This is a genomic window from Aquipseudomonas guryensis (genome assembly GCF_014164785.1).
Taxonomy (GTDB): Bacteria; Pseudomonadota; Gammaproteobacteria; order Pseudomonadales; family Pseudomonadaceae; genus Aquipseudomonas; species Aquipseudomonas guryensis.
Genome location: NZ_JACJFN010000001.1, coordinates 1,240,344 through 1,263,887, shown reverse-complemented (window position 1 = coordinate 1,263,887; position 23,544 = coordinate 1,240,344). Strand labels below are relative to the sequence as shown.

Below are 23,544 nucleotides of genomic sequence, written 5' to 3'. Positions count from 1 at the left end.
CATGACATCTATTACCCTCGGCGCTGCCGCCAGCGCCAATGCCGCCCGTCGCGGCAGCCGCGCCGGCCGTATCGCCCTGATCCTCGGCGCCTGGCTGGCCTTCGCGCTGTTTCTCCTGCTGCCCCTGCTGATGGTGTTGAGCGAGGCGTTCAAGCTCGGCCTCGGCACCTTCTTCAGCGCGCTGATCGAGCCGGATGCGCTGTCCGCGCTGAAACTGACCCTGCTTGCCGTGGGCATCGCGGTGCCGCTCAACCTGGTATTCGGCGTGGCCGCCGCCTGGTGCGTGAGCAAGTACGAGTTCCGCGGCAAGAGCATCCTGGTGACGCTGATCGACCTGCCGTTCTCGGTGTCGCCGGTAATCGCCGGTCTGATCTACGTGCTGCTGTTCGGCGCCCAGGGCTTCTTCGGCGAATGGCTGCAGGAGCGCGATATCCAGATCATCTTCGCCCTGCCCGGCATCGTCCTCGCCACCGTGTTCGTCACCGTACCCTTCGTCGCCCGTGAGCTGATCCCACTGATGCAGGAACAGGGCACCCAGGAAGAAGAAGCGGCGCGCCTGCTCGGCGCCAACGGCTGGCAGATGTTCTGGCACGTGACCCTGCCCAACATCAAATGGGGCCTGATCTACGGCGTGGTGCTGTGCGCCGCGCGGGCGATGGGCGAGTTTGGCGCGGTGTCGGTGGTGTCCGGACATATCCGTGGCTACACCAACACCCTGCCGCTGCATGTCGAGATTCTCTACAACGAATACAACCACGTCGCCGCATTCAGCGTGGCCAGCCTGCTGCTGGCCCTGGCCCTGATCATCCTGCTGCTCAAGCAGTGGAGCGAAGCGCGTCTGTCCCGTCTCAAGTCTGCTGATGAGGAATAAACCATGAGTATCGAAATCCGTAACGTCAGCAAGCACTTCGGCGCCTTCCGCGCGCTCAACGACATCAACCTGGATATCCACAGCGGCGAGCTGGTGGCCCTGCTCGGCCCGTCCGGTTGCGGCAAGACCAGTCTGCTGCGCATCATCGCCGGCCTGGAAACCCCGGACAACGGCAGCATCCAGTTCCACGGCGAAGACGTATCGCGCCACGATGTGCGTGATCGCAACGTCGGCTTCGTGTTCCAGCACTACGCGCTGTTCCGCCACATGACCGTGTTCGACAACGTCGCCTTCGGCCTGCGCATGAAGCCCAAGGGCGAACGCCCGAGCGAGGCGGAGATTGCCGAACGGGTGCACGAGCTGCTCGGCATGGTCCAGCTCGACTGGCTGGCCGACCGCTATCCGGAACAGCTGTCCGGCGGCCAGCGCCAGCGTATCGCCCTGGCCCGCGCCCTGGCGGTGAAGCCCAAGGTGCTGCTGCTCGACGAACCCTTCGGCGCCCTTGACGCCAAGGTGCGCAAGGAGCTGCGCCGCTGGCTCGCGCGCCTGCACGAGGAAGTGCACCTGACCAGCGTGTTCGTCACCCACGACCAGGAAGAAGCCATGGAAGTGGCCGACCGTATCGTGGTGATGAACAAGGGCGTGATCGAGCAGATCGGCACACCGGGCGAGGTCTACGAGAAGCCGGCCAGCGACTTCGTCTACCACTTCCTCGGCGATTCCAACCGCCTGCACCTGGGCGACGATCAGCACCTGCTGTTCCGTCCGCACGAGATCTCGCTGTCGCGCCTGGCGCTAGCCGAGCACCAGAGCGGCGAAGTGCGCGATATTCGCCCGCTCGGCGCGATCACCCGGGTGACCCTCAAGGTCGCCGGCCAGGACGAGCTGATCGAGGCCGAAGTGGTCAAGGACCACGACAGCCTGCACGGGCTGATCCGCGGGGAAACCCTCTACTTCAAACCCAAGGTCTGGCAAGCGCAGTCCGCTCGCTAACCCCAGTAGCACACGCAGAGCCGCAACGGCTCTGCGGCGTCAGAATTGCGACGCGAATCACTCTTTTGGCTCATCCTTTGCTATGACAAGCACAGTAGGCTGTTGCCACTGCGCGGTAGCTGCTCTTTACCGACGATCCCGCGGTTCACAAGAATAATAAGGAGTACCACGGCATGAACCGTAACCCTTTGATTGCTAAATTCTTTCTTCTCTGCCTGGGGCTTTTGACGCTGCTCCCTGCACAAGCCTCTTCGGCGCAGATGACGGCCGCCGAACAGGTCCAGGTTTTTGCCAGCCGAGCCACTGGCAGCCTGCTGCTGCTGCGCGGTGAGGGCTTTCAGGAGGCCCATCTGGCGCGCCTGGACAAGGATATCGCCGACCTGGAGAGCGCATCGCAGAATGCCATGAGCGCCAGCTCGGAAATTCCCGGATTGACCACCAAACTTGTTACCCAGTTACGCCTAGGTGTTTCCTTTGGCCCCAATGAGGACAACGTGCCATGGCGTTATCCGGAAGAACTGGCTCAGGCACTGCGTGACCTGCTCACCGTGGCCCGCGCAGTACCCGACGCCACTGCGGAAGGTGAACTGCCAGGCAAGGTCGAGTACCTCGCCGTACAGTACCTGAGCCGCTCCTACATCGGCACCTTCGAGATTGCCCGCGAGCAGCCAGACAACTACATCGGCCAGGACGAGCGCGTGCTGGTACCGGATATCGATGCGGCAATGAAGAAGCTCGACGACAAGAGCAACCCGGCCTTGGCCAAGCTCAAGACCCGCTGGAACTTCCTGCGTGCCGCCCTGCTCGACATGAACAGCCAGAGCAACGCCCTGGCCAGCGCCTCCGGCCGCGCCTTCGCGCCGACCACCGTAGATCGCCATGCACGCTCGCTGAGCAGCCAGTGGATGGCCATCAACTCGGTCGAGCAGGCACCCTGAGCGCAGGCGCAACGGCCCTCTACAAGCAGGGCTAACACTCGAATGCTATTCACTGAAAAGACGCCGCGATTCCCCCCAGGAATCGCGGCGTTTTTTTGCGGCAACTGCAGCGGCCCAGTCTCGGGAGAGGTGAGCACAGCGCTTAAGTCGTAGCCCGGATGCAATCCGGGAAACCGGCAGCTCCGCTCCCTGTTCACTCAAAGAAAAACGCCCGCCTGGTTCGGCACCAGGCGGGCGTTTGTATAAGAGGGGCGCCTCAGGCCAGGGCTTTGCCCGGACGGATGCAGGTCGGCCCGGCGCGCCGTTCTACTGCCTGGCGCACTTCATCACGCAGGCCGCAGAGGAAAGCCAGTTCAGCCACCACGAACAGCGGGCCGACCACCAGGCCCATCAGGTCGTCGACGAAGGCCGGCTTGCGTCCCTCGTAGTAGTGGCCGATGAACTGGATGATCCAGCCAACCACGAACAGGCCCAGGCCGGCGCTCAACCAGACCAGGGTACTCTGCTGCGCCAGCGCCGCGCCGGCCCACAGGCACAGCGCCAGCAAGGCGGCCATCAGCAGGCCGAAACGCAGGTCCAGACGCAGGTAGAAGACGCAGGCGGCGACTGCGGTGAGCAGCGCCGGCGACAACCACAGCCCGGCAAGTTCGAAGCCGGGACGCGAAAGCAGTACGGCGACCGCCACGACAATCAATGGAATACCGATGAAATGGCTGAAGATGTTGCGCCGGTCGCGGTGGTACTCGGCGTACTGACCAAGGTGATCGACAAGGGACTTCATCGGCTATCTCCGCAATAATTCAGGCAGGTTGATCGATAATGGCCCTGTAGCGCTGATGGCCTCTGTCAGCTAGCCGACAAACCCAGGAGACGCGATGCCCAGCCCCGACACCCTGCGCCAGCAACTGCTCGCCGGTCACTGGTTCAGCCACTTGCCCGCCGCTCTGCAGCAAGCCCTGCTCGACCAGGCCAGCGAGCGCCAGCTGAGTGGCGGGCAGCGTCTGTTCCGCCGTGGCGATCCGCCCTGCGGCCTGTACGCCGTGCTCGATGGGGCGATCCGCGTGGGCGCGGTCAATCGCGACGGCAAGGAGGCCCTGCTGACCCTGGTCGAGCCGCCCTACTGGTTCGGCGAGATTTCCCTGTTCGACGGCCAACCACGTACCCACGACGCCTATGCCGAAGGTCCGACCCGTCTGTTGCAGGTGCCGCAAAACGCACTGCTGGCGCTGCTTGAGCAGCAGCCGCACTACTGGCGGGAGTTCGCCCTGCTGATGAGCCAGAAGCTGCGCCTGGCGTTTATCGCCCTGGAAGAGATGAGCCTGCTGCCGGCGGCACCGCGCCTGGCCCGGCGCCTGCTGCTGATCACCGAAGGCTACGGCGAGACCGGTCCGCGGCGGGTGATCCACCTGGCCCAGGAACAGCTTGCCTTGATGTTGGCGCTGTCGCGGCAGACCACCAACCAGATCCTCAAGGAACTCGAAGCCCGCGGCGCCCTGCGCCTGAACTACGGCGAGATCGAAATCCTCGACCTGGAGTGCCTGCGTCAGGTTGCGCAAATCGACTAGTGGCGCAAGGCCAATATCGGCTGCCTCGGCTAAGCTTGCCGAGGGCAACCAGAAGAGCCCGCGCCACTGTTCCCCTTCACTTCCCTGCGCTCAGGTGCCATGCATGCCATTTGCTGTTCGCTGGCTGAAACCTGTGTTGAGCCTGCTGTTGCTCACCTGCTTGATGGCCACTGCGCGCGCCGAATTACCGCTCAATCAGCTGTGGTCCAAGCCTGACGATAGCGCCCTGCACGTGCGCCTGCTGGAGGAGCCCCAGGGCCAGTGGGATGTACGCGAGGCCCGCGTGCGCCTGCTCAGCGCTGGCAGTACCTTTACCCGCACACCCTCCCTGGGCTGGAGCGGCAGCACCTGGTGGCTCGGCATGCGCCTGAGCGGCGTAGCCGGCCAGCGCAATTACTTATGGCTCGACCATACCTACCTGGACGACGTGCAGCTGTGGGTGTTCAGCAACGACCAGCTGCAGCTGTACCGGCAGACCGGCGATACCCAACCCTTCGCCCACCGCGATGAACCGCTGCGCGCCTTCCTGCTGCCGCTACCGACTTACGGTACCGGCGAGCTGGAAGTGATACTGCGAGTGCGCAGCAGCTCGTCGATCAGCCTGCCGCTGAAACTGGTACCCGCCGAGCAGAAAAGCCAGTTGCTGGCCGGCAGTTGGCTGGGCAACGGCCTGATCGTCGGCGCACTGGTGGTCATGGCGCTGTTCCACCTGTTCAAGTTCGCCTCCGTGCGCGAGCGCAGCCTGGGTTACTACTGCGCCACCATTCTCAGCGTGGCCTGGTACAACGCGGCGATCAACGACCTGACCAGCCTGCTGCTCTGGCCTCACTGGCCGGCGATGGTGCTGTTCGAGATCAATATCAGCGGCGCCCTCACCCTGATTTTCAGCACCCTGTTCATCAGCAGCTCGCTCAAACTCGACCAGCGCCCCGTACGCTGGCTACGCAATGCCCTGCTGCTGATTCTGGTCGGCGCGCAACTATGGGTACAGCTCAGCCCGGGACAGCACCTGCCTGCAGCCGTATTCAATCAGCTGATGCTCGCCACCGGCCTGTTCCAGCTGGCCCTGACGCTCTTCGCCCTGCACCTGCGCCGCCCCTACGCCGGCTGGTTCGCCCTGTTCTGGAGTGCCGCGATCCTACTCATGCTGCTGCTATCGCTGAGCCGCAGCGCCATGATTCCGCGCAGCACATTGGTCGACACCCTGCATGCCTGGCTGCCGGTGATCAGCGTGTTCCTCTTCGGTGTGCTCAACGGTCGCCAGCTCGACCATGTACGCAAGGCCCTGCTGGCTTCGCAGGGGCAGGCAATCGTCAACCTGGAGCAATACCGCGCGCTGTTCCGCAATGCCGCCGAAGGCATCTTCCGCTGTAACTTGCAGGGGGTGCTGCTGGAGAGCAACCCGAGCTTCATGCGCCTGCTCAATCTGGACAACGGACAGAGCACGCAGCTGCAAGGCCAACCCATGTACAACCTGATTGCCAGCAATGACTGGCAGCGCCTGCGTGCCCAACTCAGCCCCGAGCAACCCACCGCCAGTGGCGAAGTGCAGCTGCTGGCCTGTGGCGGCCAGGTGCGCTGGGTGCATCTGTCGCTGCACGAACAGCGCGAGCAGCACTGCATCGAAGGTATCGTCGTCGACCTCAGCGAGCGGCGCGCCCTGGAACAGCGCCTGGCCAACCTGGCGGCGCACGACTCGCTGACCGGGCTGATCAATCGCCGCGAACTGGAGCGCCTGCTGCAAGAGAGCCTGCAACAACATGGCCGGCACTTCAGCCATCTGCTGTTTCTCGACCTCGACCAGTTCAAACAGGTCAACGATCTTTGCGGCCACTCCGCCGGCGACCAGTTGTTGCGCCAACTGTCCAGCTACCTGCTCGGCCGTCTGCCCAGCAACAGCGAGCTGGCGCGCATCGGCGGCGACGAGTTCGCCGTGCTGCTGAGCGGCACGGACACCCGCGAGGCCCTGGCCCAGGCCGAAGCCCTGCGCGAAGCCGTGGCCCAGTTCGTGTTCAGCTACGACGGCCGGCCGTTCTCCCTGTACGCCAGCATCGGCGTGCTGGAGCTGGACAGCGGCGTGGGTGACTGGGAAATGGCGCTGAACTGGGCCGACAACGCCAGTCACATGGCCAAGGCCCAGGGGCGCAACCGCGTGCACCTGTTCAACCCGGCAGACGGCGCGCTGCTCGAACACCAGCGCCAACTGCAGTGGATCAACCGCCTGCGCGAAGCCATCGAGCAGGAGCATTTCGAGCTGTTCTACCAACCGGTGCAAGCACTGCAACACAGCGAAAGCGGCTGGCACTACGAGGTACTGCTGCGCTATCGCGACCCACAGTCAGGCGAGTGGATTGCGCCGGGGCAGTTCTTCGCCGCCGCCGAACGCTATGGCTTCCTCGCCGAAATCGATCGCTGGGTACTGAGCCGCTACTGCCAGTGGCTGGGGCAGAATCCGCAACATGCGGCGCAGCTGCAGCAGGTCAATCTCAACCTCAGCGCACCCTCGCTGCTCGACCCCGAGTTCCACCACCTACTCGACGAGTTGCTGGACACCCACCGCCTGCCGGCTCACAAGCTGTGCCTGGAAATCACCGAGATGGTCGCCCTGGCCGAACTGGGCACCTCGGCCACCTGGATCAATCGCCTGCGCACCACAGGCATCAAGGTGGCACTGGATGACTTCGGCAGCGGCTTCGCCTCCTACGCCTACCTACGCCACCTGCCGCTGGACCTGCTGAAGATCGATGGCACCTTCATCCTCGGCATCGAGCGCGACCCGATCAACCGCGCCATGGTCAGCTCCATGGTGCAAATCGCCCGGCAACTGGGTTTGCAGACGGTGGCCGAGTTCGTCGAAAACAGCGCGGGCCTGGAATGCCTGCGCGAACTGGGGATCGACTTCGCCCAGGGCTATTTCATCGACCAGCCCAAACCGCTGGCCGAACTGGCCGACCTGGCATTGGAACGCCCGACGGCTCCGGTCAGTCGCGCCTGAACAGACTCGGCGGAACCTGGCCGAGCACGGCCGCCGACAGCCGCAACATGCTCGCCGCACGGCACTCCACCAACTGCTCCGGCCCCTGGTTGGCCGGCAGCGCGAGGAACTCGGCACTCAGGTTGAGCACCAGCGCCTCGCGGGAGAACACCCCGCTACCCAAGGCATAGAAGGCTGCGATCAGTTCGCGCAGGCCGAACGGCAGACGCCAGCGGATACGCAGGGCCGAACCGAAACCGGCGGCCCGCCGGCGCAGGGCCGCGTCGATCTGCTCATTGCTCAGCACGCCGCCGGCATCCAACCAATCCTGCAGGCTGCGCAGCAGGGCCAGCTCGCCAATGTTGTGCAGCAGGCCGGCGGTGTAGCACAGCTCGTTATCCAGACCCAGACGCCCAGCCAACCAGTAGGCCAGCTCCGCACTCTGCTGGGCCTGGCGACCGGCCAGCAGAGCCAGCTCGCTCAGATGGGGATCCTGCAACAGTGCATTGCGCTGTACGGCCAGGCCCAGCACCAGGTTCAGGCTACGCGCCACGCCCAGACGCTGCAGGGCCTGGGACAGGGTCTGGCAGGCCACGCCACGGTGTTCGGCGCCACTGTTGGCGGCGGCGATCAGACGCGCGGTGATCTGCGGATCACGCACAAACTCCTGCTCCAGCTCACCCAGGCTCAGTTCCGCGGCCTGCAGGCTGCGCGCCACCGCATCACGCAGGTCACCCAGCAGCGGCGCGCCCTGGCCTTCCTCACGCACGCCGTCGAGGTATTCGTTGAGGTCGCTGACCAGCAGCGCCGGCCGCGGCGGGAGCACCGCCACGCCAGGCACCTGCAACAGGCCCTGCAGGCGCTGGCGCAGGATTTCTGCGTTGAACGGCTTGGCCAGGTAAGCGGTCGGCGCCAACGGCAGGGCCGCACGCACGCTGCGCGCATCGGTATGCCGGCTGATCAGAATGAAGGGCAAGGCCGGCGTACGCGGATGGCGGCGCACCTGGCGCAGCAGCTCGACGCCGTCGAGCGCGGCCAGCTCACCGTCGGCAATCACCAGGTCCGGTAGCCGGCGCCGGCAACGGGCCAGGGCCGCCTGGCCATCGGCGACCTTGGTCACCACGGCGTCGCCACGTACATCGAGCACCAGCTGGGCAAGCAGATCGGCTGTCCAGGGGTTCGCTTCGGCAATCAGAATCTCCGGAGCAGCAACCGGGGCAGTCATGGAAACCTCAAAAGTGATGGCAAAATAGTGGCGTCAAACGGAAGGCGCGCCAGTCTACGGATTAAGTACGAGGGTGCCAGGGCAATCCGACGAAATACCGGACAATCTGTCAGGTTAAGCGTTACATCGCCCCCGTTGCCCGACAAGGCTCTATTTCAAGGTTTGCAGAGGCGAATTGCCGCAGGCCTATAGCTGCACGATCTCCGCCAGCAGCGCCTTGCTGGCTGCCAGGACTTCTTCCTGGCGCTGTTCCGTGGCCAGCATGCGCGCCACCACCAGCGCGCCGACACACTGGGCGAGGATCGCCCAGGCCAGCTCGCCACTGCCCAGCACCTCGGCCCAGGCCTGTTGCAGGCGCACCAGCCAGTGCTCGGCCTGCTCGCGCACACGGATATCCGCGCGGGCAATCTCGGCACCCAGGGTGGGGATGGCGCAGCCGCTGTCCGCGTGCTGCACATGGGCCAGGCTCAGGTAACGCGCCAGGCAGCGCTGCAGCTTGGCGCGGCTGACCTCGGCGTCGTCACCGAGCCGCGCCACGCTCTGGCTCAGTTCGCGCTCGACGATGGCGCTGAACAGGTCGTTCTTCGACGGGAAGTGGCTGTAGAACGCCCCTCCCGTCAGGCCGACGGCCTTCATCAGGCTATCCACGCCGGCAACGGCAAAACCACCCTGCTTGGCGATGGCGCCGCTGCTCTGCAACAGCTTCTCGCGGGTCTGGGCCTTGTGCTCGGGCGAATAGCGCATGGAAGTCTCCGCTGCTAAACCTGCTTGACGGTGCAGCGAGCGTAGCATAACGTCCGTTTAGCTAACGATCGTTTAGTAAAGGTGAAGTCCATGAGCACGCAGAACAACGACAACAAAGTGGTACTGGTGATCGGCGCCGGCGACGCCACCGGCGGGGCCATCGCCAAGCGCTTCGCCCGCGAGGGCTACATCGCCTGCGTGACCCGGCGCAGCGCCGACAAGCTGCAGCCGCTGGTGGATGAGATCCGTGCAGCCGGCGGCCAGGCCCATGGCTTCGCCTCGGATGCGCGCAAGGAAGACGAGGTTGCCGCACTGGTCGAGCAGATCGAGAGCAGCATCGGCCCGATCGAGGCCTTCATCTTCAACATCGGCGCCAACGTGCCGTGCAGCATCCTCGAAGAGACCGCGCGCAAGTACTTCAAGATCTGGGAAATGGCCTGCTTCTCCGCCTTCCTTACCGCCCAGGCAGTGGCGCGGCGCATGGTCACCCGTGACCGCGGCACCATCCTGTTCACCGGTGCCACTGCCGGCCTGCGCGGCGCCTCGCACTTCGCCGCCTTCGCCGGCGCCAAGCACGGCGTGCGCGCCCTGGCGCAGAGCATGGCGCGTGAGCTTGGGCCAATGAATATCCACGTCGGCCACGTGGTGGTGGACGGTGCCATCGACACCGCCTTTATCCGCGACAGCTTCCCCGAGATGTACGCGCGCAAGGAGCAGGACGGTATCCTCAATCCCGAGCATATCGCCGATAACTACTGGTTCCTGCACGCCCAGCCACGCGATGCCTGGACCTTCGAACTCGATCTGCGTCCCTGGATGGAGAAGTGGTGACGTGAATCGACCCGCTGGGCGACGCACGGGCGTTGTTGGCGAAGCGGTGCGAAATGCTCATTGGCAGCAGCCAACTGCGCTTTCTCTCCACTTCGCCGCCTAGCCTGAACACCGCTCGCTGGGTCGTGAAAACTCGTTAAAACAACAAGAGAGAATTTATTGATGAGCAAATCCGTCGAGTTCTACTTCGACTTCGGCAGCCCCACCACCTACCTGGCATGGACCCAGTTGCCGGCGATCTGCGCCGCGGCGGATGCCGAGCTGGTGTACAAGCCCATGCTGCTGGGTGGCGTGTTCCAGGCGACGAAGAACGCCTCGCCGATCACCATCCCGAGCAAGGGCCGCTTCATGATCCAGGACCTGCAGCGCTTCGCCCGCCGCTACCAGGTGCCAATGCAGTTCAACCCAAACTTCCCGATCAACACCTTGGGCCTGATGCGTGGCGCGGTAGCGGTGCAACTGCGCATGCCGGAGCGTTTCGACGCCTATGTGAGCGCAATCTTCCGAGCCATGTGGGTCGATGCCTTAAACCTCGGCGACCTGGCGGTACTGGGCAAGGTATTGAGCGAAGCGGGGTTCGATGCACAGGCGCTGCTGGCGCTGACGGCCGAGCAGGAGGTCAAGGACCAACTCAAGGCCACCACCGAGGAAGCGGTCAAGCGTGGCGTATTCGGCGCACCGAGCATGTTCGTCGGCAACGAGCTGTTTTTCGGCCAGGATCGCCTGGATTTTGTCGCGGAAGCGCTGCAGGCCTGAGAACCTATTTACGATCTCCTGGTCATCGGCCATGCGGCGTTAAAAGCAGCCTCGGAATGCTCATTTACAACTGTAAACTCCGCTTCCTCGGCTGCTTTTGCCTTGCCTGGCTCTAGCCCAAAAGATCGTAAACAGGCTCTTCGCGATGCCCGCGCTGGTAGCCATTCGCCAGACAAAAAAAGACCCGCTTGCGCGGGTCTTAAAGAAACGCCTGGCCTGGTGAGCTTCAGGCGGATTCTGTGAGGCCTCCAACGGGGAGGAGGAAGCCTCGGCAGAGCAGTTACGCCAGCTCGTCGAAGCACTCGGCGACGATGGCCAAACCTTTTTCCAGCTGGGCGTCCGGAATGGTGACCGGCATGAGGAAACGCACCACGTTGTAGTAGGTGCCGCACGACAGCAGGATCAGACCCTTCTCGCGCGCCTTGGCCACGATCTTGCCGGTCAGCTCGGCGGCCGGCTTGTTGGCGTCGCCGCCTTCGAACAGCTCGATGGCGATCATCGAACCCAGGCCACGCACGTCACCGATAACCTTGTGCTTGGCCGCGATTTCGCGCAGGCCAGCCTTGAGCTTCTCGCCCACCGCCTGGCTGCGCTCAAGCAGCTTCTCTTCGTCGAACACTTTCAGCACGGCCAGGGCCGCGGCGCAGGCGATCGGGCTACCGGCATAGGTGCCGCCCAGGCCGCCCGGGGCGATGGCGTCCATGATCTCGGCCTTGCCGCAGACGCCGGAGATCGGGAAGCCGCCGCCGACCGATTTGGCGAAGGTGGTCAGGTCCGGAACGATGCCCAGCTGCTCGGTGGCGAAGAAGGTGCCGGTACGGCCAGCGCCGGTCTGCACTTCGTCGGCGATCAGCAGGATGCCGTGCTGGTCGCACAGGGCGCGCAGGCGCTTCATGAAGGCCGGCGAGTTGACGTAGAAACCACCTTCGCCCTGCACCGGCTCGATGATGATGGCGGCGATGTCCTGCGGCTGCGCGTCGTTCTTGAAGATGCGCTCGATGCTGGCGATCGACTCGTCTTCGCTGACGCCGTGGATTTCGCACGGGGCAACGGCGCGGTACACGCCAGCCGGCATCAGGCCCATGCCAGCGGAGTAGGGTACGACCTTGCCGGTCAGGCTCAGGGTCATCATGGTACGGCCATGGTAGGCGCCGGTGAAGGCGATCACGCCGGCACGGCCGGTGGCGGCACGGGCGATCTTCACGGCGTTCTCAACCGCTTCGGAGCCGGAGGTGACCAGCAGGGTCTTCTTGGCGAAGTTGCCCGGTACGCGCTTGGCGATTTCTTCGCACAGCTCGATGTAGGGCTCGTAGGCCAGGACCTGGAAGCAGGTGTGCGACAGCTTGGTCAGCTGCTCCTGCACGGCTGCCACCACTTTCGGGTGCAGGTGACCGGTGTTGAGCACGGCGATACCGCCGGCGAAGTCGATGTACTCGCGGCCTTCGACGTCCCACACGGTGGCGTTCTCGGCGCGCTCGGCGACGATCGGGTGGATTTGGCCTACACCGCGCGGAACAGCGGCAGCACGGCGTTGCAGAATGGATTCGTTGGTCTTGCTCATGGTTTCCTCATCGGCCGCTTGTGTTGGCGCGGCTTGGTCCAAGGATGATGACGATGGGGCGGGACTTGGCAGCTAACGATGATCGAACTGCCAAGCACCTGCCGATTCGTCTGCAGGGTTCGCCGGTGCCACCACCGGAAACGCCGACGCCGGGTGACCACGGCTCCTGCCTGTCACCCGACACCCACGGAAAATCAAAACTATGAAACTTGTGCGTGGTTCGGCGAGCTAGCGCCAGGCAAGGCGCAATCGGGTGAGGGCGCGCAGTTTACGAGCTGTAAATGAGCAGCCCGAACCCGATTGCAACGCTGCATGGCCGACGCGCAGCCAACCACGGACATGTTTCAGATACCGCCGAGGCACAGATACTTCAGCTCGAGGTAGTCCTCGATACCGTACTTGGAGCCTTCACGCCCCAGGCCGGAGGCCTTAACGCCGCCGAACGGCGCCACTTCGGTGGAGATCACCCCAGTGTTGATGCCGACCATGCCGTACTCCAGCTTTTCCGCCACGCGGAACACGCGGCCCAGGTCGCGGGCATAGAAGTAGGAGGCCAGGCCGAACTCGGTGTCGTTGGACATGGCAATCACTTCGGCCTCGTCCTTGAAGCGGAACAGCGGCGCCAGCGGACCGAAGGTTTCTTCCTTGGCCACGGCAGCGTTGTTCGGCACGTCGATCAGGATAGTCGGTTCGAAGAAGCTGCCACCCAGGCTGTGCGGCTTGCCGCCGGCAACCAGCTTGGCGCCTTTGCTGATGGCGTCCTCGATGTGTTCCTGGACCTTGGCCACGGCCTTGTTGTCGATCAGCGGACCGGTGGTGGTGCCGTCTTCCAGACCGTTGCCGATCTTCAGCTTGGCCACAGCGGCTTTCAGCTTGTCGACGAAGGCGTCGTACACGCCGTCCTGAATATACAGGCGGTTGGCGCAGACGCAGGTCTGGCCGTTGTTGCGGTACTTGGAGATCAGGGCGCCTTCCACGGCGGCATCCAGGTCGGCGTCGTCGAAGACGATGAACGGCGCGTTGCCGCCCAGCTCCAGGGACACTTTCTTGATGTCCTGGGCGCACTCGGCCATCAGCTGGCGACCGATTTCGGTGGAGCCGGTGAAGGTCAGCTTGCGCACGATCGGGTTGCTGGTCAGCTCGCCGCCGACTTCGCCGGCGCTGCCGGTGACCACGCTGAACACGCCAGCCGGAATCCCGGCTTTCTCGGCCAGGGCGGCCAGGGCCAGGGCGGAGTACGGGGTCTGCGACGCGGGCTTGAGCACCATGGTGCAACCGGCGGCCAGGGCCGGACCGGCTTTACGGGTGATCATCGCGGAAGGGAAGTTCCACGGGGTGATGGCTGCAGTCACGCCGATCGGCTGCTTGAGCACGATGATGCGCTTGTCCGGCTGGTGGCCGGGAATGGTGTCGCCATAGATGCGTTTGGCTTCTTCGGCGAACCACTCGAGGAAGGAGGCGGCGTAGGCGATTTCGCCCTTGGCTTCGCTCAGCGGCTTGCCCTGCTCGATGGTCATCAGGCGGCCGAGGTCGTCCTGGTTTTCCATCATCAGTTCGAACCAGCGACGCAGGCGGTTGGCGCGATCCTTGGCGGTCAGCGCGCTCCAGGCCGGCAGGGCGCGCTCGGCGGCTTCGATGGCGCGACGGGTCTCGGCGCGGCCCATTTTCGGCACGGAGCCAATGATCTCGCCGGTGGCCGGGTTGTTGACCGCGATGGTCTGGCCGCTGTCGGCGTCCAGCCACTGACCGTCGATGTAGGCTTGCTGGCGGAACAGCTGGGCGTCTTTCAGTTGCATCTTGTTCTCCTGGTAAGGGCGCCGAGGGGCAGGCAGCACAGCAGCGAATCGCAGCGACGAGGTGCCGGCGTTTGAAATGTCAAACGAATGCTAGGGCCGACGTCGGCAAAGGGCAAGAGCTATGTTCGATAAAACCAACAAAATAACCAAAAAGTATGAGAGGCGGCCTGTGCCCCGCACTTCCTCTGCTTTTGCGCTGCCGCTCAGGCGCCCCAGCCCTCCAGCCATGTCAACAGGAGCCAGGGCAACAGCATATCTGTTCGATATTAAGAACATCCATATCACCATGGCATGTAGTGTTTTCCACCCCGCACTACAGCGCATGCAGCCGCCATCGAGGTAAGGGCTGGTGCTCTGCTCACCGCAGAGTTGGCAGGCCGGGCAGGTAGGCCACTTCACTAATCAAATGGCCGGGTTCTCCATTTGGCAGGTATTGCTCAGGGTTGAGCCCATGGCCCGTCGGGTCGTTTCGGTTCAGCTATCCGCGTGGGGCACGGTGATGTGCTTGACCTGCTGAAACGCCGACAGCCCCCAAGGCCCCAACTCGCGACCAATGCCGCTGGCCTTGCCACCGCCCCAGGAGGTGTGTGGATAGATCACCTGAGCCGAGTTGATCCACACATGCCCGGCTTCCAGCGCTGCCGCCACGCGCAGGGCGCGGTTGCGGTCGGCGCTGACCACGGTGGCGGCCAGGGCGAAATCGCAGGCGTTGGCTTGCTGAAGCGCATCCGCTTCATCTTTGAAGCGTCTAGTGCAGAGCACCGGGCCAAAGATTTCCTCGCGCCACAAGCGGCTGTCTTGTGGCACGTCGGCGTACAGCGTGGGCGCGACGAACCAGCCAGGCCCCGGCAATTGCCGCGCGCCGCCGAGGCATTGCAAGCCTTCGCGCTCGGCGATGGCGAAATACTCCAGCACCTTGTGCAGCTGCGCCTGGCTGGTCATCGGCCCCATTTCGCAGCCTTCGCTGTGTGGATCGCCGACCTTGAGGGCGGCCAGGGCGCTGGCCAGCCTGTCCAGCAGCGCGTCGGCGATGCTCTCCTCGACCAGCAGGCGCGAAGTGGCCGAGCACATCTGCCCGGCATTCCAGCAGATACCGGCGATGATCCATTGCACCGCCTGCTCCAGGTCACTATCGGCAAACACCAGGATCGGTGACTTGCCGCCCAGCTCCAGGGCTACCGGCAGGGTACGTGCGCTAGCGGCCTGCATCACCTTGCGCCCCACCGCATTGCTGCCGGTAAAGGACAACTTGGCGATCTGCGGGTGAGCAACCAGGGCCGCGCCAGTGGCGGCATCGCCCGGCAGCAGGTTGAACACCCCTGCCGGCAGGCCGATGGCGCTGGCGATCTCGCCCAGTTGCAGTTCGATCAGCGGTGTCAGCTCTGAGGGTTTGAGCACCACACAGCAGCCTGCGGCGAGCGCCGGGGCGAGCTTCCAGGCGCTGGTGACCAGGGGGAAATTCCACGGCACGATCAGCCCGACCACACCGAGCGGCTCCAGGCGAGTAAAGGCCTGGTAGCTGCTATCCGGCAGGGCTACGGCGGCGTTCTGGCGGGCATCCAGGCCGTCGGCCAGATCGGCGTAATAGACGAAGGTGGCAATGGCGTCGGCTATATCCAGCTCGGCCTCATGCCGGGGCTTGCCGCTGTTGCGCATCTGCAACTCGATCAGCTGCGGACCACGCGCCTCGATCTGTGCGGCGAAGGCGCGCAGGTAGGCGGCACGCTCGCTGGCCGGGCGCTGGCTCCAGGCCGGCAGGGCGCGCTGCGCTGCTTGTACGGCCAACTCGACATCGGCTTCTGAGGCGCAGGCGACGCTGGCAATCTGCTCACCGTTACTGGGGTTGAACACGGGCAGACGGGTGGCGCAACTGGCGGTTTGCCAGGTGCCATCAATAAAGAGTTGGGCAGTCACGGGTCACCTGAACAGCTATGAGGGTGAAAGAGTGGGTACGGGGTTTCAGCAGGCTTGGCCTGGATGAGCGGCAAACCAGGCGTCGATCAATTCGCGCATGCGCTCGCCGGAAAAACTGGGAAAGTGGCCGCCATGCACCACGCGCACCGGGAGCTCGCGCAGACGCGCCAGGCTGCGGGCGTAATGGTCCAGGTTGGAGTGGTAGGCATCCTCAATCAGCGGGCCGTCGTAGAGGATATCCCCGGAAAACAGCGTCTGCGTCTGCGCTTCCCACAGGCTGATGCCGCCCGGTGAATGGCCTGGGGTGTGCAGCACCTGCAGCACCCGGTCGCCCAGGTCCAGCACATCACCCTCCTCAACCAGGCGCGTGGCAGGAGCCGCCTTGACCTGATACTCGGCATAACACAGCGGGCAATCCGGATGGGCCTCGAACATCTCATCGCCGACAAAGGCCGTGGCCAGGGTATTGGCACCGTCCGGCTCGGCGAGAATATCGGCCTCAGCAGGGTGCACCAGACGCTCGGGAAATTCGTGATGCCCGGCGATATGGTCGAAGTGGCAGTGACTGGCCACCGCCAGCAAGGGCTTCTCGGTGAGCCAGGGCAACTGCTCGCGCAGACTGACCAGACCGGAGCCGGAGTCGATCAGTACATCGCGCTCGCGGCCCTGGATATGCCACAGGTTGCAGCGGTAGAACGGACGAATGTAGGGCTCATGGATCAGGCGGATGCCGTCATCCAGGCGCTGCACCTCGAACCAGTGCTCGCGGCTGACAATCTTCATGAATGGATCTCCTCAGGCCCCGTTGCAACGATGAACAACCAGGCTGGTCACGGACGCGCTCGCCGAGGTTGAAGCTTTTATTCGGGCTGGCGACCAAGCCGGCGCCCGTTTCAATAGGCGCCCACCCATCGCCGCCCTCGTTCAGACCCACTGCATTCGCGAATGGCCGTCACGAGGGTAGATCGTTTGCGCTTAGGCCGCCTCAGGGCTGTCCTGAATCACCGGTTGCGGGTCGGACGCGCCCGCCTTGATCCAGCGCGGGCCTTGCGGGCCATAGACTTCGGCAGGCTCTGGGAACAGTACCAGCAACAGCAGGTACAGCACCGCAGCCAGACCGAGGGTCACCGGCAGGCTGATATCGATGCCACCAGCCAGTTCGCCAAGCGGGCCAACGAATTGCCCCGGCAGGTTGACGAAGCACAGGCCGATCACTGCGCTGGGAATCCAGGCGCCCATGCCGCGCCAGTTCCAGCCGCCATGGAACCAGTAGGCGCCGCCACGCTGGCCGCGGGTGAACACCTGCAGGTCATCGGGGCGGTAGAAGCCGCGACGCACCAGCAGACCGAGGATCATGATCACCATCCACGGACTGGTGCAGGTAATGATCAGCACGGCGAAGGTCGACACGCTCTGCACCAGGTTGAACGCGAAGCGGCCGATGAAGATGAAGGCGATCGACAGCAAGCCGATCATCACCGTGGCCTTGACCCGGCTGAGCAGGCGCGGGAACACGCTGGACATGTCCAGGCCGGTGCCATACAGCGAGGTGGAGCCGGTGGACATGCCGCCAATCACCGCAATCAGGCACACCGGCAGGAAGAACCAACCCGGCGACACGGCCAGCAGACCGCCGACGTAGTTGTAGTTGGCGATGTAGTCCGGTGCCAGGGTGGCGACGATGGTGGCAGTGATCAGGCCGAAGAAGAACGGCACCAGGGTGGCGGCCTGTGCGCCGATCACCGCCAGCATGATGCGCGCCGGCGAGGTCTGGCGCGGGATGTAGCGCGCCCAGTCACCGAGGAAGGCGCCGAACGACACCGGGTTGCTCATGGCCAGCAGGGCGGCGCCGATGAAGGCGGCCCAGAAGCCCGGCTGCCCCAGTTGTACGCTGCCGGCATAGCTGGCATCGAACGGCCCGGCGAAGGCAACGATACCAAGCAGGAACAGCGCACTGGCGCCGATCACCGCGACCTTGTTGACCCACAGCATGAAGCGAAAGCCGTAGATGCAGACGATCAGCACCAGGCTGGCGAACAGACCGTAGGCCAGGCCCAGGCTGAGATCGGTTTCCGGCAGGCCGACCAGGCGCTTGGCGCCGCCGACCAGGGCATCGCCCGAGCTCCACACCGACAGCGAGAAGAAGGCGATGGCGGTGAGCAGAGAGAGGAAGGAGCCGACGATGCGCCCGTGCACACCGAAGTGCGCCCCGGAGGACACCGCGTTGTTGGTGCCGTTGAGCGGGCCGAACAGGCCCATGGGCGCGAGGATGATCGAGCCGACCAGCACACCGAGCAGGATGGCCCAGGCGCCGGCCTGGAACGACAGGCCGAAGATCACCGGGAAACTGCCGAGGAAAGCGGTGGCGAAGGTGTTGGCACCGCCGAAGATGATGCGGAACAGGTCGAAGGGTTTGGCGCTGCGTTCGCTATCGGGAATCTGTTCGACCCCGAAGGCTTCTATCTCTGTGATGGCGTGCTGCTTATTGTTGTTGTGCATGTTCACTCTCCGGGTACTGATCAGGTTGGCGGCAGCTGCTCCGGCATAGCCGAAAGATGCTCATGGCAGGCCAGCCAACGGCCCTGTTCTGGTTGTTGGCGGAACACGATGGTTTCGCGCTCCAGGCTTGCGACTTCCTCGTGGCCCAGACGCAGGCGGGTAGCCACGTCGTGGATAAAAATCGCCAACTCGCCCTGCAAGCTGACGACCGGGTTGCTCGAGGTGCAGGCCAGAACTTCAAAGCCATCGGCCTGCCATTCCTGCCACAGCGCCTGGTAGGCGGCACGTGACAGCAGCGGCTGCGCGCAGGTGTGGAAAACGAACGTGGCATCTTCGCTGAAAGCAGCGAAGTAGGAAGCCGTGTCATTGCTGGCGAAGGCTTGCACCAGGTCGCGGGCGGCGGCCAGAACCTGTTCGGTGGGATTCATTTGTGTGTCACTCCCGGCAACACGCAGAGCATCTCGTAGAGCAGGTTGGCGCCCAGCAACGAGGTGTTGCCGGTGGTGTCGTAGGGTGGTGAGACCTCGACCAGATCGCCGCCGACCAGCTGCAGGCCCTGGCAGCCACGGATGATTTCCATGGCCTGGATGGTGGTCAGGCCGCCGATTTCCGGGGTACCGGTGCCAGGTGCCCAAGCCGGGTCGATGCCGTCGATATCGAAGCTCAGGTACACGGGGCCGCCACCGACTTTTTCGCGTACTTCAGCCATCAGCGGCGCCAGCGATTTGTGCCAGCACTCCTCGGCCTGGACCACGCGAAAGCCCTGCTTGCGGCTCCAGTTGAAGTCCTCGGCGGTATAGCCCTGGGCACGCAGGCCGATCTGCACCACGCGGTCGCAGTCGAGCAAGTCTTCCTCGACGGCACGGCGGAAAGTGGTGCCATGGGCGATTTTCTCGCCAAACATGTGGTCGTTGACGTCGGCATGCGCATCGATATGCACCAGACCGACCTTGCCGTGCTTCTTCTTGATCGCCCGCAGGATTGGCAAGGTGATGGTGTGATCACCGCCCAGGGTCAGGGGGATGATGCCCAGTTCGAGGATCTCGTCGTAGGCGTCCTCGATGATGCGGATGGCCTCGGCCATATTGAAAGTGTTGATCGGCACATCGCCGATATCGGCGACGTTCAGCGAGTCGAACGGCGCCGCGCCGGTGGCCATGTTGTAGGGGCGGATCATCACCGACTGGGCACGGATCTCGCGCGGGCCGAAGCGCGTGCCGGAGCGCAGCGAAGTGCCGATATCCAGGGGCACGCCGACGAAGCCGACATCCAGTTGACGTTTCTCTTCAGTTTTCTGGATATGCGGCAGGCGCATCATGGTGGCGATGCCACCGAAACGCGGCATCTCGTTGCCGCCCAGGGGCTGGTGCAGGATCTTGTCCACCGCGTGGCCTCAGCATTGTTGTGGTTATTAGTCGTGCCGATTTTTGGTCAGGCAGCACCTGCGACAAATCGCTGCAGGCAAAAAATTAGTTCAGGAATTTCTAAACTGAAAAACACCTCTGTAGGATGGGTTAGCGGCGCCGGACAGCCTGGTGGCGCCTCGGTAACCCGGATGCACGCCGCAGGCTGCGCCGCGCGCACCATCGATTTCCGCTTCAGCCAACGAGAACGCCATGCCCAGCGCCCTGCCCGATCTGAAACTGTTGCGTATTTTCGCCAGCGTGGTCCGCCACCAGGGTTTTGCCGCGGCTCAGCAGGAGCTCAATCTGTCGACCTCGGCGATCAGTACCTATATGAGTCAGCTGGAAAGCAAATTGGGTCTCAGCCTCTGCCATCGCGGCCGCGGGGGGTTCAGCCTGACCAGCAAGGGCGAGCTGTTCCACCAGGAAACCTTGCGTCTGCTCGGTGAGCTGGAAGGCTTCGAGCGCTACTCGGCAGCACTCAAGGGCGAGCTGCGCGGCACCCTCAACCTCGGGGTGCTGGACTCCACGGTGAGTGATCCAGCCCTGCCCCTGGCCGAGGTGATCGGTGCCTACAGCCTGGAGCATCCAGCCATGCACCTGCATCTGTCGGTGGCCAGCCCCTACGAGCTGCAGCTAGCGGTGCTGGACAACCGCCTGGATCTGGCAATCGGTGCCTTTTCCACACGCATGAACGGCCTGCTCTACCAGCCGCTGTACCGTGAGCAGCACTGGCTTTATTGCAGCGAGCGGCATTCGCTGTTTGGTGAGCGGCGCATCCCCGAGGAAGTAATCGCTCAGCAGCGCATGGTCGGCCGTGGTTACTGGAGCCAGGCCGAACTGGCCCGGCATGGCTTCAAGCACAGCGCGGCGACGGTGGAGTCGATGGAGGCGCAGCTGATTCTGGTACTGTCCGGTGCCTATATCGGCTACCTGCCGGAGCACTACGCGCAGCCCTGGGTCGAGCAAGGTCGGCTCAAGGTGCTACTGCCGGCGACCTTCGGTTACCAGGCGCCGTTCTCGCTGATCCTGCGTCGCGGCCGCTCGCGCGAGCCGCTGATCCAGACCTTCCGCGACCTTCTGAAAACCCAGCTTAATCCGGCATAGCGGCGGATCAGCCGCGTTGCAGGTGGTCACGATACTGGCTGGGGCTCTGCCCGCTCCAGCGCTTGAAGGCGCGGCTGAAGCTGCTGCTGTCGGCGAAACCGAGCAGGTAGGCGACTTCACTGATCGAGCAATCGGCTGCGCCCAGGTGCTGCACGGCCAGGGCATGGCGAGTCTCGGCGAGCACCTGTTCGTAGCTGCTGCCTTCCTCGCTGAGGTGGCGCTGCAGGCTGCGCAGGCTCAGGTGCAGACCATGGGCCAGCACCTCGGCGGACGGTTCGCCATTCGGCAGGCACTGCTCCAGGGCGCGGCGCAGGCGACGACCGACGGTATCCGGCTGCAGGGCGTCGAGACGTTTGCGTAGCACCGCCTCGTTGTGCGCGGCCAGCTCCGGGTTACCGTCATCCAGCGGGCGGTCGAGGTCGGCGCGGGCGAAGCACAGCACGTCCTCGGGCGCGGCGAAATGCACCGGCGCGCGGAACGCTTCCAGCCAGGGCTGCGGATCGGCCGGCGGAGGCCGGCGCAGGTGCACAGCCAGCGGCGCGTAGCTGCGCCCCAGGCGATTGCGGCAGGTGCGCACGTAAATGGCGGCGAAGGCATCGATGGCCTCGGGTGCCGGCAGCGAACCGCCCGGCGGCAGGCGGAAATGCAGCTCGCAGCTGTCGCCAACATCGCGCAATTCCAGGCTCAGGGCATCGCTGACCACCTGGTGATAGCGCACGATGCGCTCGAAGATCTCGCGCAGGCTGCCGCTGGCCATCACCGCCATGCCCAGGGCATGGAAAGTAGTCGGCGCCACATGCCGCGAGGTGTTCAAACCCAGCGCCGGGTCGCCACTGGCGGCCACGGCCAGTTGCCACAAGCGGGTGGTGGCCGACAGTGGATAGCGGGCGTTGGGGTCATCCAGCAACTGCGGGTCGAGGCCGGCCTCGCGGCACAGCGCGGCGCTGTCCAGGCCGAGTCCGTCGAGTTGGCGACGCAGGGCGCGGGTCCAGCTGGCCAGGGTGGAGGCTTCAGTCATGCAGGTTGGCATTCTCGGTCAACAGGTTGGCGTTATGGGTCAGGCGAGGGCGGCGACAGGCGCGCACAGTAGCCTGGACGATTTGCCACAGACGTTTCCCCACAACAGTCCGCATGCCGACCCGCTGCCCCGCATGGCAACGCTCGGCGAACAGAGAAGAGGATGCGTGCATGACCCCGACTCCTGCAAGCCATGGCCTGCACAATGACCAGCAGCGCTCCGCGCATATCCGCAGCCAGGTGCTGGCCCGTGGCGCAGAACTGCGCCAGCGCTACCCCATCCTGCAGCACCAGGACGCCCTCGGTGCCGGCATGCTGGCCTTCGCCCTGGCGGGGATGCTCGGCAGTGCCTGGCTCTACCTGGACGGCGCCATCGCCTGGTGGGCGTGTCTGCTGGCCAACGCCTTCTTCGCCTCGCTGACCCACGAGCTGGAGCATGACCTGATCCACTCCATGTACTTCCGCAAGCAGCGCGTGCCGCACAATTTGATGATGGCCCTGGTGTGGCTGGCCCGGCCGAGCACGATCAACCCGTGGATCCGCCGCCACCTGCACCTCAACCACCACAAGGTGTCCGGCAGCGAGACCGATATCGAGGAGCGCGCCATCACCAATGGCGAGCCCTGGGGCCTGGCCCGCCTGCTGATGGTCGGCGACAACCTGATGTCCTCGCTGATCCGCTTCCTGCGCGCCAAGACCTGGGCGCACCGCAAGATGATCGTCAGCCGCACGCTGATCGGCTACGCGCCTCTGGGCCTGCTCAACTGGAGCACCTGGTATGTGTTCCTCGGTTTCCACCTGATTGACTTCGCCGCCAGCGCCACGGGCACGCCGATCGCCTGGTCCGCCACCACCCTGAGCCTGATGGACATCGTCAACATCGCCGTGGTCGTACTGGTCGGGCCCAACGTGCTGCGCACCTTCTGCCTGCACTTCATCAGCTCGAACATGCACTACTACGGCGACATCGAAGCGGGCAACGTGATCCAGCAGACCCAGGTGCTGAATGCCTGGTGGCTGTGGCCGCTGCAGGCGTTCTGCTGCAACTTCGGCAGCACCCACGGCATCCACCATTTCGTGGTCAAGGAGCCCTTCTATATCCGCCAGCTCACCGCGCCGCTGGCGCACCAGCTGATGCGCGAAGCCGGGGTACGCTTCAACGACTTCGGCACCTTCGCCCGCGCCAACCGCTGGCAGGCGCAAGAGAAGCCGACCAGCGAAGCTGCACAGACCACCTGATTCCTCGGTTCCCCTCCCCCACAACAGGAACCTGCGCTTTTTGTAGGAGCCAGCTTGCTGGCGATGTTGGTCGCAGTCAGCCGGATCGCCAGCAAGCTGGCTCCTACAGAG

The 23,544-nt window shown here is 64.4% G+C and carries 21 protein-coding genes; 9 read left to right on the top strand and 12 right to left on the bottom strand.

What is annotated here, in order from left to right; translation table 11 throughout:
- The first annotated feature begins 1 nt into the window (after nt 1).
- The 3 genes from cysW to H3H45_RS05745 all read left to right on the top strand — a co-directional run bounded on the left by cysW (nt 2) and on the right by H3H45_RS05745 (nt 2,802).
- Entirely contained in the window at nt 2-871 is an 870-nt protein-coding gene (cysW, locus tag H3H45_RS05755) for a sulfate ABC transporter permease subunit CysW (RefSeq protein ID WP_182832753.1), read from the top strand.
- Nucleotides 872-874: 3 nt separating this feature from the next.
- Entirely contained in the window at nt 875-1,864 is a 990-nt protein-coding gene (locus tag H3H45_RS05750) for a sulfate/molybdate ABC transporter ATP-binding protein (RefSeq protein WP_182832752.1), read from the top strand.
- Nucleotides 1,865-2,037: 173 nt separating this feature from the next.
- Nucleotides 2,038-2,802, top strand: a complete 765-nt coding sequence (locus H3H45_RS05745; protein WP_182832751.1) for a hypothetical protein — start codon at nt 2,038-2,040, stop codon at nt 2,800-2,802.
- Between the two features lie 256 nt (nt 2,803-3,058).
- On the opposite strand, the gene H3H45_RS05740 is transcribed toward H3H45_RS05745, so the two are convergent.
- The gene (locus tag H3H45_RS05740; protein ID WP_182832750.1) at nt 3,059-3,583 is read right to left on the bottom strand and encodes an Mpo1 family 2-hydroxy fatty acid dioxygenase; all 525 of its coding nucleotides are present in this window, start codon (nt 3,581-3,583) and stop codon (nt 3,059-3,061) included.
- A gap of 94 nt (nt 3,584-3,677) precedes the next feature.
- Between H3H45_RS05740 and H3H45_RS05735 the strand changes: the two genes are divergently transcribed.
- Both H3H45_RS05735 and H3H45_RS05730 read left to right on the top strand, forming a co-directional pair.
- On the top strand, nt 3,678-4,367 hold the full coding sequence (locus H3H45_RS05735) for a Crp/Fnr family transcriptional regulator (protein WP_182832749.1): 690 nt from the start codon (nt 3,678-3,680) through the stop codon (nt 4,365-4,367).
- Nucleotides 4,368-4,470: 103 nt separating this feature from the next.
- Entirely contained in the window at nt 4,471-7,362 is a 2,892-nt protein-coding gene (locus H3H45_RS05730) for an EAL domain-containing protein (protein ID WP_182832748.1), read from the top strand.
- Here H3H45_RS05730 and H3H45_RS05725 read toward each other — a convergent pair.
- Together H3H45_RS05725 and H3H45_RS05720 are read right to left on the bottom strand one after the other, a co-directional pair.
- Nucleotides 7,349-8,566, bottom strand: coding sequence for an HDOD domain-containing protein (locus H3H45_RS05725; RefSeq protein WP_182832747.1), 1,218 nt, complete (start codon nt 8,564-8,566; stop codon nt 7,349-7,351). The two genes, H3H45_RS05730 and H3H45_RS05725, sit on opposite strands and share 14 nt — an antisense overlap.
- Before the next feature lie 186 nt (nt 8,567-8,752).
- Nucleotides 8,753-9,310 (bottom strand): TetR/AcrR family transcriptional regulator, encoded by a 558-nt coding sequence (locus H3H45_RS05720; RefSeq protein WP_182832746.1) that lies wholly within the window; start codon nt 9,308-9,310, stop codon nt 8,753-8,755.
- 90 nt (nt 9,311-9,400) lie between these two features.
- Between H3H45_RS05720 and H3H45_RS05715 the strand changes: the two genes are divergently transcribed.
- On the top strand, nt 9,401-10,141 hold the full coding sequence (locus tag H3H45_RS05715) for an SDR family oxidoreductase (RefSeq protein ID WP_182832745.1): 741 nt from the start codon (nt 9,401-9,403) through the stop codon (nt 10,139-10,141).
- A gap of 162 nt (nt 10,142-10,303) precedes the next feature.
- Nucleotides 10,304-10,897 carry a 2-hydroxychromene-2-carboxylate isomerase gene (locus tag H3H45_RS05710; protein WP_182832744.1) on the top strand — a complete coding sequence of 198 codons (594 nt, stop codon included), beginning with the start codon at nt 10,304-10,306 and terminating at the stop codon, nt 10,895-10,897.
- Nucleotides 10,898-11,177: 280 nt separating this feature from the next.
- Here H3H45_RS05710 and gabT read toward each other — a convergent pair whose 3' ends face one another.
- The 7 genes from gabT to speB form a co-directional block, all read right to left on the bottom strand.
- Nucleotides 11,178-12,458 (bottom strand): 4-aminobutyrate--2-oxoglutarate transaminase, encoded by a 1,281-nt coding sequence (gene gabT / locus H3H45_RS05705; RefSeq protein ID WP_182832743.1) that lies wholly within the window; start codon nt 12,456-12,458, stop codon nt 11,178-11,180.
- Nucleotides 12,459-12,802: 344 nt separating this feature from the next.
- Nucleotides 12,803-14,254, bottom strand: a complete 1,452-nt coding sequence (gabD, locus tag H3H45_RS05700; RefSeq protein WP_182832742.1) for an NADP-dependent succinate-semialdehyde dehydrogenase — start codon at nt 14,252-14,254, stop codon at nt 12,803-12,805.
- 474 nt (nt 14,255-14,728) lie between these two features.
- A complete protein-coding gene (locus H3H45_RS05695) occupies nt 14,729-16,168 on the bottom strand; it encodes an aldehyde dehydrogenase family protein (RefSeq protein ID WP_182832741.1) in 1,440 nt (479 codons plus the stop codon).
- Nucleotides 16,169-16,213: 45 nt separating this feature from the next.
- Nucleotides 16,214-16,951, bottom strand: a complete 738-nt coding sequence (locus H3H45_RS05690) for an MBL fold metallo-hydrolase (RefSeq protein WP_182832740.1) — start codon at nt 16,949-16,951, stop codon at nt 16,214-16,216.
- A 192-nt stretch (nt 16,952-17,143) separates the two neighbouring features.
- Nucleotides 17,144-18,667, bottom strand: coding sequence for a purine-cytosine permease family protein (locus H3H45_RS05685; protein ID WP_182832739.1), 1,524 nt, complete (start codon nt 18,665-18,667; stop codon nt 17,144-17,146).
- Between the two features lie 20 nt (nt 18,668-18,687).
- The gene (locus H3H45_RS05680) at nt 18,688-19,095 is read right to left on the bottom strand and encodes a YybH family protein (RefSeq protein ID WP_182832738.1); all 408 of its coding nucleotides are present in this window, start codon (nt 19,093-19,095) and stop codon (nt 18,688-18,690) included.
- On the bottom strand, nt 19,092-20,051 hold the full coding sequence (gene speB, locus H3H45_RS05675) for an agmatinase (RefSeq protein ID WP_182832737.1): 960 nt from the start codon (nt 20,049-20,051) through the stop codon (nt 19,092-19,094). The genes H3H45_RS05680 and speB overlap by 4 nt, the downstream gene beginning before the upstream one ends.
- Before the next feature lie 232 nt (nt 20,052-20,283).
- Here speB and H3H45_RS05670 point away from each other — a divergent pair, with 232 nt between their 5' ends.
- Nucleotides 20,284-21,177 carry a LysR family transcriptional regulator gene (locus H3H45_RS05670; RefSeq protein ID WP_182832736.1) on the top strand — a complete coding sequence of 298 codons (894 nt, stop codon included), beginning with the start codon at nt 20,284-20,286 and terminating at the stop codon, nt 21,175-21,177.
- Between the two features lie 7 nt (nt 21,178-21,184).
- On the opposite strand, the gene H3H45_RS05665 is transcribed toward H3H45_RS05670, so the two are convergent.
- Together H3H45_RS05665 and H3H45_RS05660 are read right to left on the bottom strand one after the other, a co-directional pair.
- Nucleotides 21,185-22,195 (bottom strand): AraC family transcriptional regulator, encoded by a 1,011-nt coding sequence (locus H3H45_RS05665; protein WP_182832735.1) that lies wholly within the window; start codon nt 22,193-22,195, stop codon nt 21,185-21,187.
- Nucleotides 22,188-22,367: a hypothetical protein gene (locus tag H3H45_RS05660; protein ID WP_182832734.1), complete on the bottom strand. Its 180-nt coding sequence runs from the start codon at nt 22,365-22,367 to the stop codon at nt 22,188-22,190. Before H3H45_RS05660 ends, H3H45_RS05665 begins: the two co-directional genes overlap by 8 nt.
- On the opposite strand from H3H45_RS05660, the gene H3H45_RS05655 reads away from it, so the two are divergent.
- The gene (locus H3H45_RS05655) at nt 22,366-23,433 is read left to right on the top strand and encodes a fatty acid desaturase (protein WP_182832733.1); all 1,068 of its coding nucleotides are present in this window, start codon (nt 22,366-22,368) and stop codon (nt 23,431-23,433) included. The genes H3H45_RS05660 and H3H45_RS05655 overlap by 2 nt on opposite strands.
- Nucleotides 23,434-23,544: the final 111 nt, after the last annotated feature.

Coding starts and splice junctions, on each gene's coding strand:
- H3H45_RS05745 (WP_182832751.1), top strand. CDS start 2,038: ATGAACCGTAACCCTTTGATTGCTAAATTCTTTCTTCTCTGCCTGGGG.
- H3H45_RS05655 (WP_182832733.1), top strand. CDS start 22,366: ATGACCCCGACTCCTGCAAGCCATGGCCTGCACAATGACCAGCAGCGC.
- H3H45_RS05680 (WP_182832738.1), bottom strand. CDS start 19,095: ATGAATCCCACCGAACAGGTTCTGGCCGCCGCCCGCGACCTGGTGCAA.
- H3H45_RS05750 (WP_182832752.1), top strand. CDS start 875: ATGAGTATCGAAATCCGTAACGTCAGCAAGCACTTCGGCGCCTTCCGC.
- gabT (WP_182832743.1), bottom strand. CDS start 12,458: ATGAGCAAGACCAACGAATCCATTCTGCAACGCCGTGCTGCCGCTGTT.
- H3H45_RS05660 (WP_182832734.1), bottom strand. CDS start 22,367: ATGCACGCATCCTCTTCTCTGTTCGCCGAGCGTTGCCATGCGGGGCAG.
- gabD (WP_182832742.1), bottom strand. CDS start 14,254: ATGCAACTGAAAGACGCCCAGCTGTTCCGCCAGCAAGCCTACATCGAC.
- H3H45_RS05720 (WP_182832746.1), bottom strand. CDS start 9,310: ATGCGCTATTCGCCCGAGCACAAGGCCCAGACCCGCGAGAAGCTGTTG.
- H3H45_RS05685 (WP_182832739.1), bottom strand. CDS start 18,667: ATGCACAACAACAATAAGCAGCACGCCATCACAGAGATAGAAGCCTTC.
- H3H45_RS05730 (WP_182832748.1), top strand. CDS start 4,471: ATGCCATTTGCTGTTCGCTGGCTGAAACCTGTGTTGAGCCTGCTGTTG.
- H3H45_RS05740 (WP_182832750.1), bottom strand. CDS start 3,583: ATGAAGTCCCTTGTCGATCACCTTGGTCAGTACGCCGAGTACCACCGC.
- H3H45_RS05710 (WP_182832744.1), top strand. CDS start 10,304: ATGAGCAAATCCGTCGAGTTCTACTTCGACTTCGGCAGCCCCACCACC.
- cysW (WP_182832753.1), top strand. CDS start 2: ATGACATCTATTACCCTCGGCGCTGCCGCCAGCGCCAATGCCGCCCGT.
- H3H45_RS05665 (WP_182832735.1), bottom strand. CDS start 22,195: ATGACTGAAGCCTCCACCCTGGCCAGCTGGACCCGCGCCCTGCGTCGC.
- H3H45_RS05725 (WP_182832747.1), bottom strand. CDS start 8,566: ATGACTGCCCCGGTTGCTGCTCCGGAGATTCTGATTGCCGAAGCGAAC.
- H3H45_RS05670 (WP_182832736.1), top strand. CDS start 20,284: ATGCCCAGCGCCCTGCCCGATCTGAAACTGTTGCGTATTTTCGCCAGC.
- H3H45_RS05715 (WP_182832745.1), top strand. CDS start 9,401: ATGAGCACGCAGAACAACGACAACAAAGTGGTACTGGTGATCGGCGCC.
- H3H45_RS05690 (WP_182832740.1), bottom strand. CDS start 16,951: ATGAAGATTGTCAGCCGCGAGCACTGGTTCGAGGTGCAGCGCCTGGAT.
- H3H45_RS05735 (WP_182832749.1), top strand. CDS start 3,678: ATGCCCAGCCCCGACACCCTGCGCCAGCAACTGCTCGCCGGTCACTGG.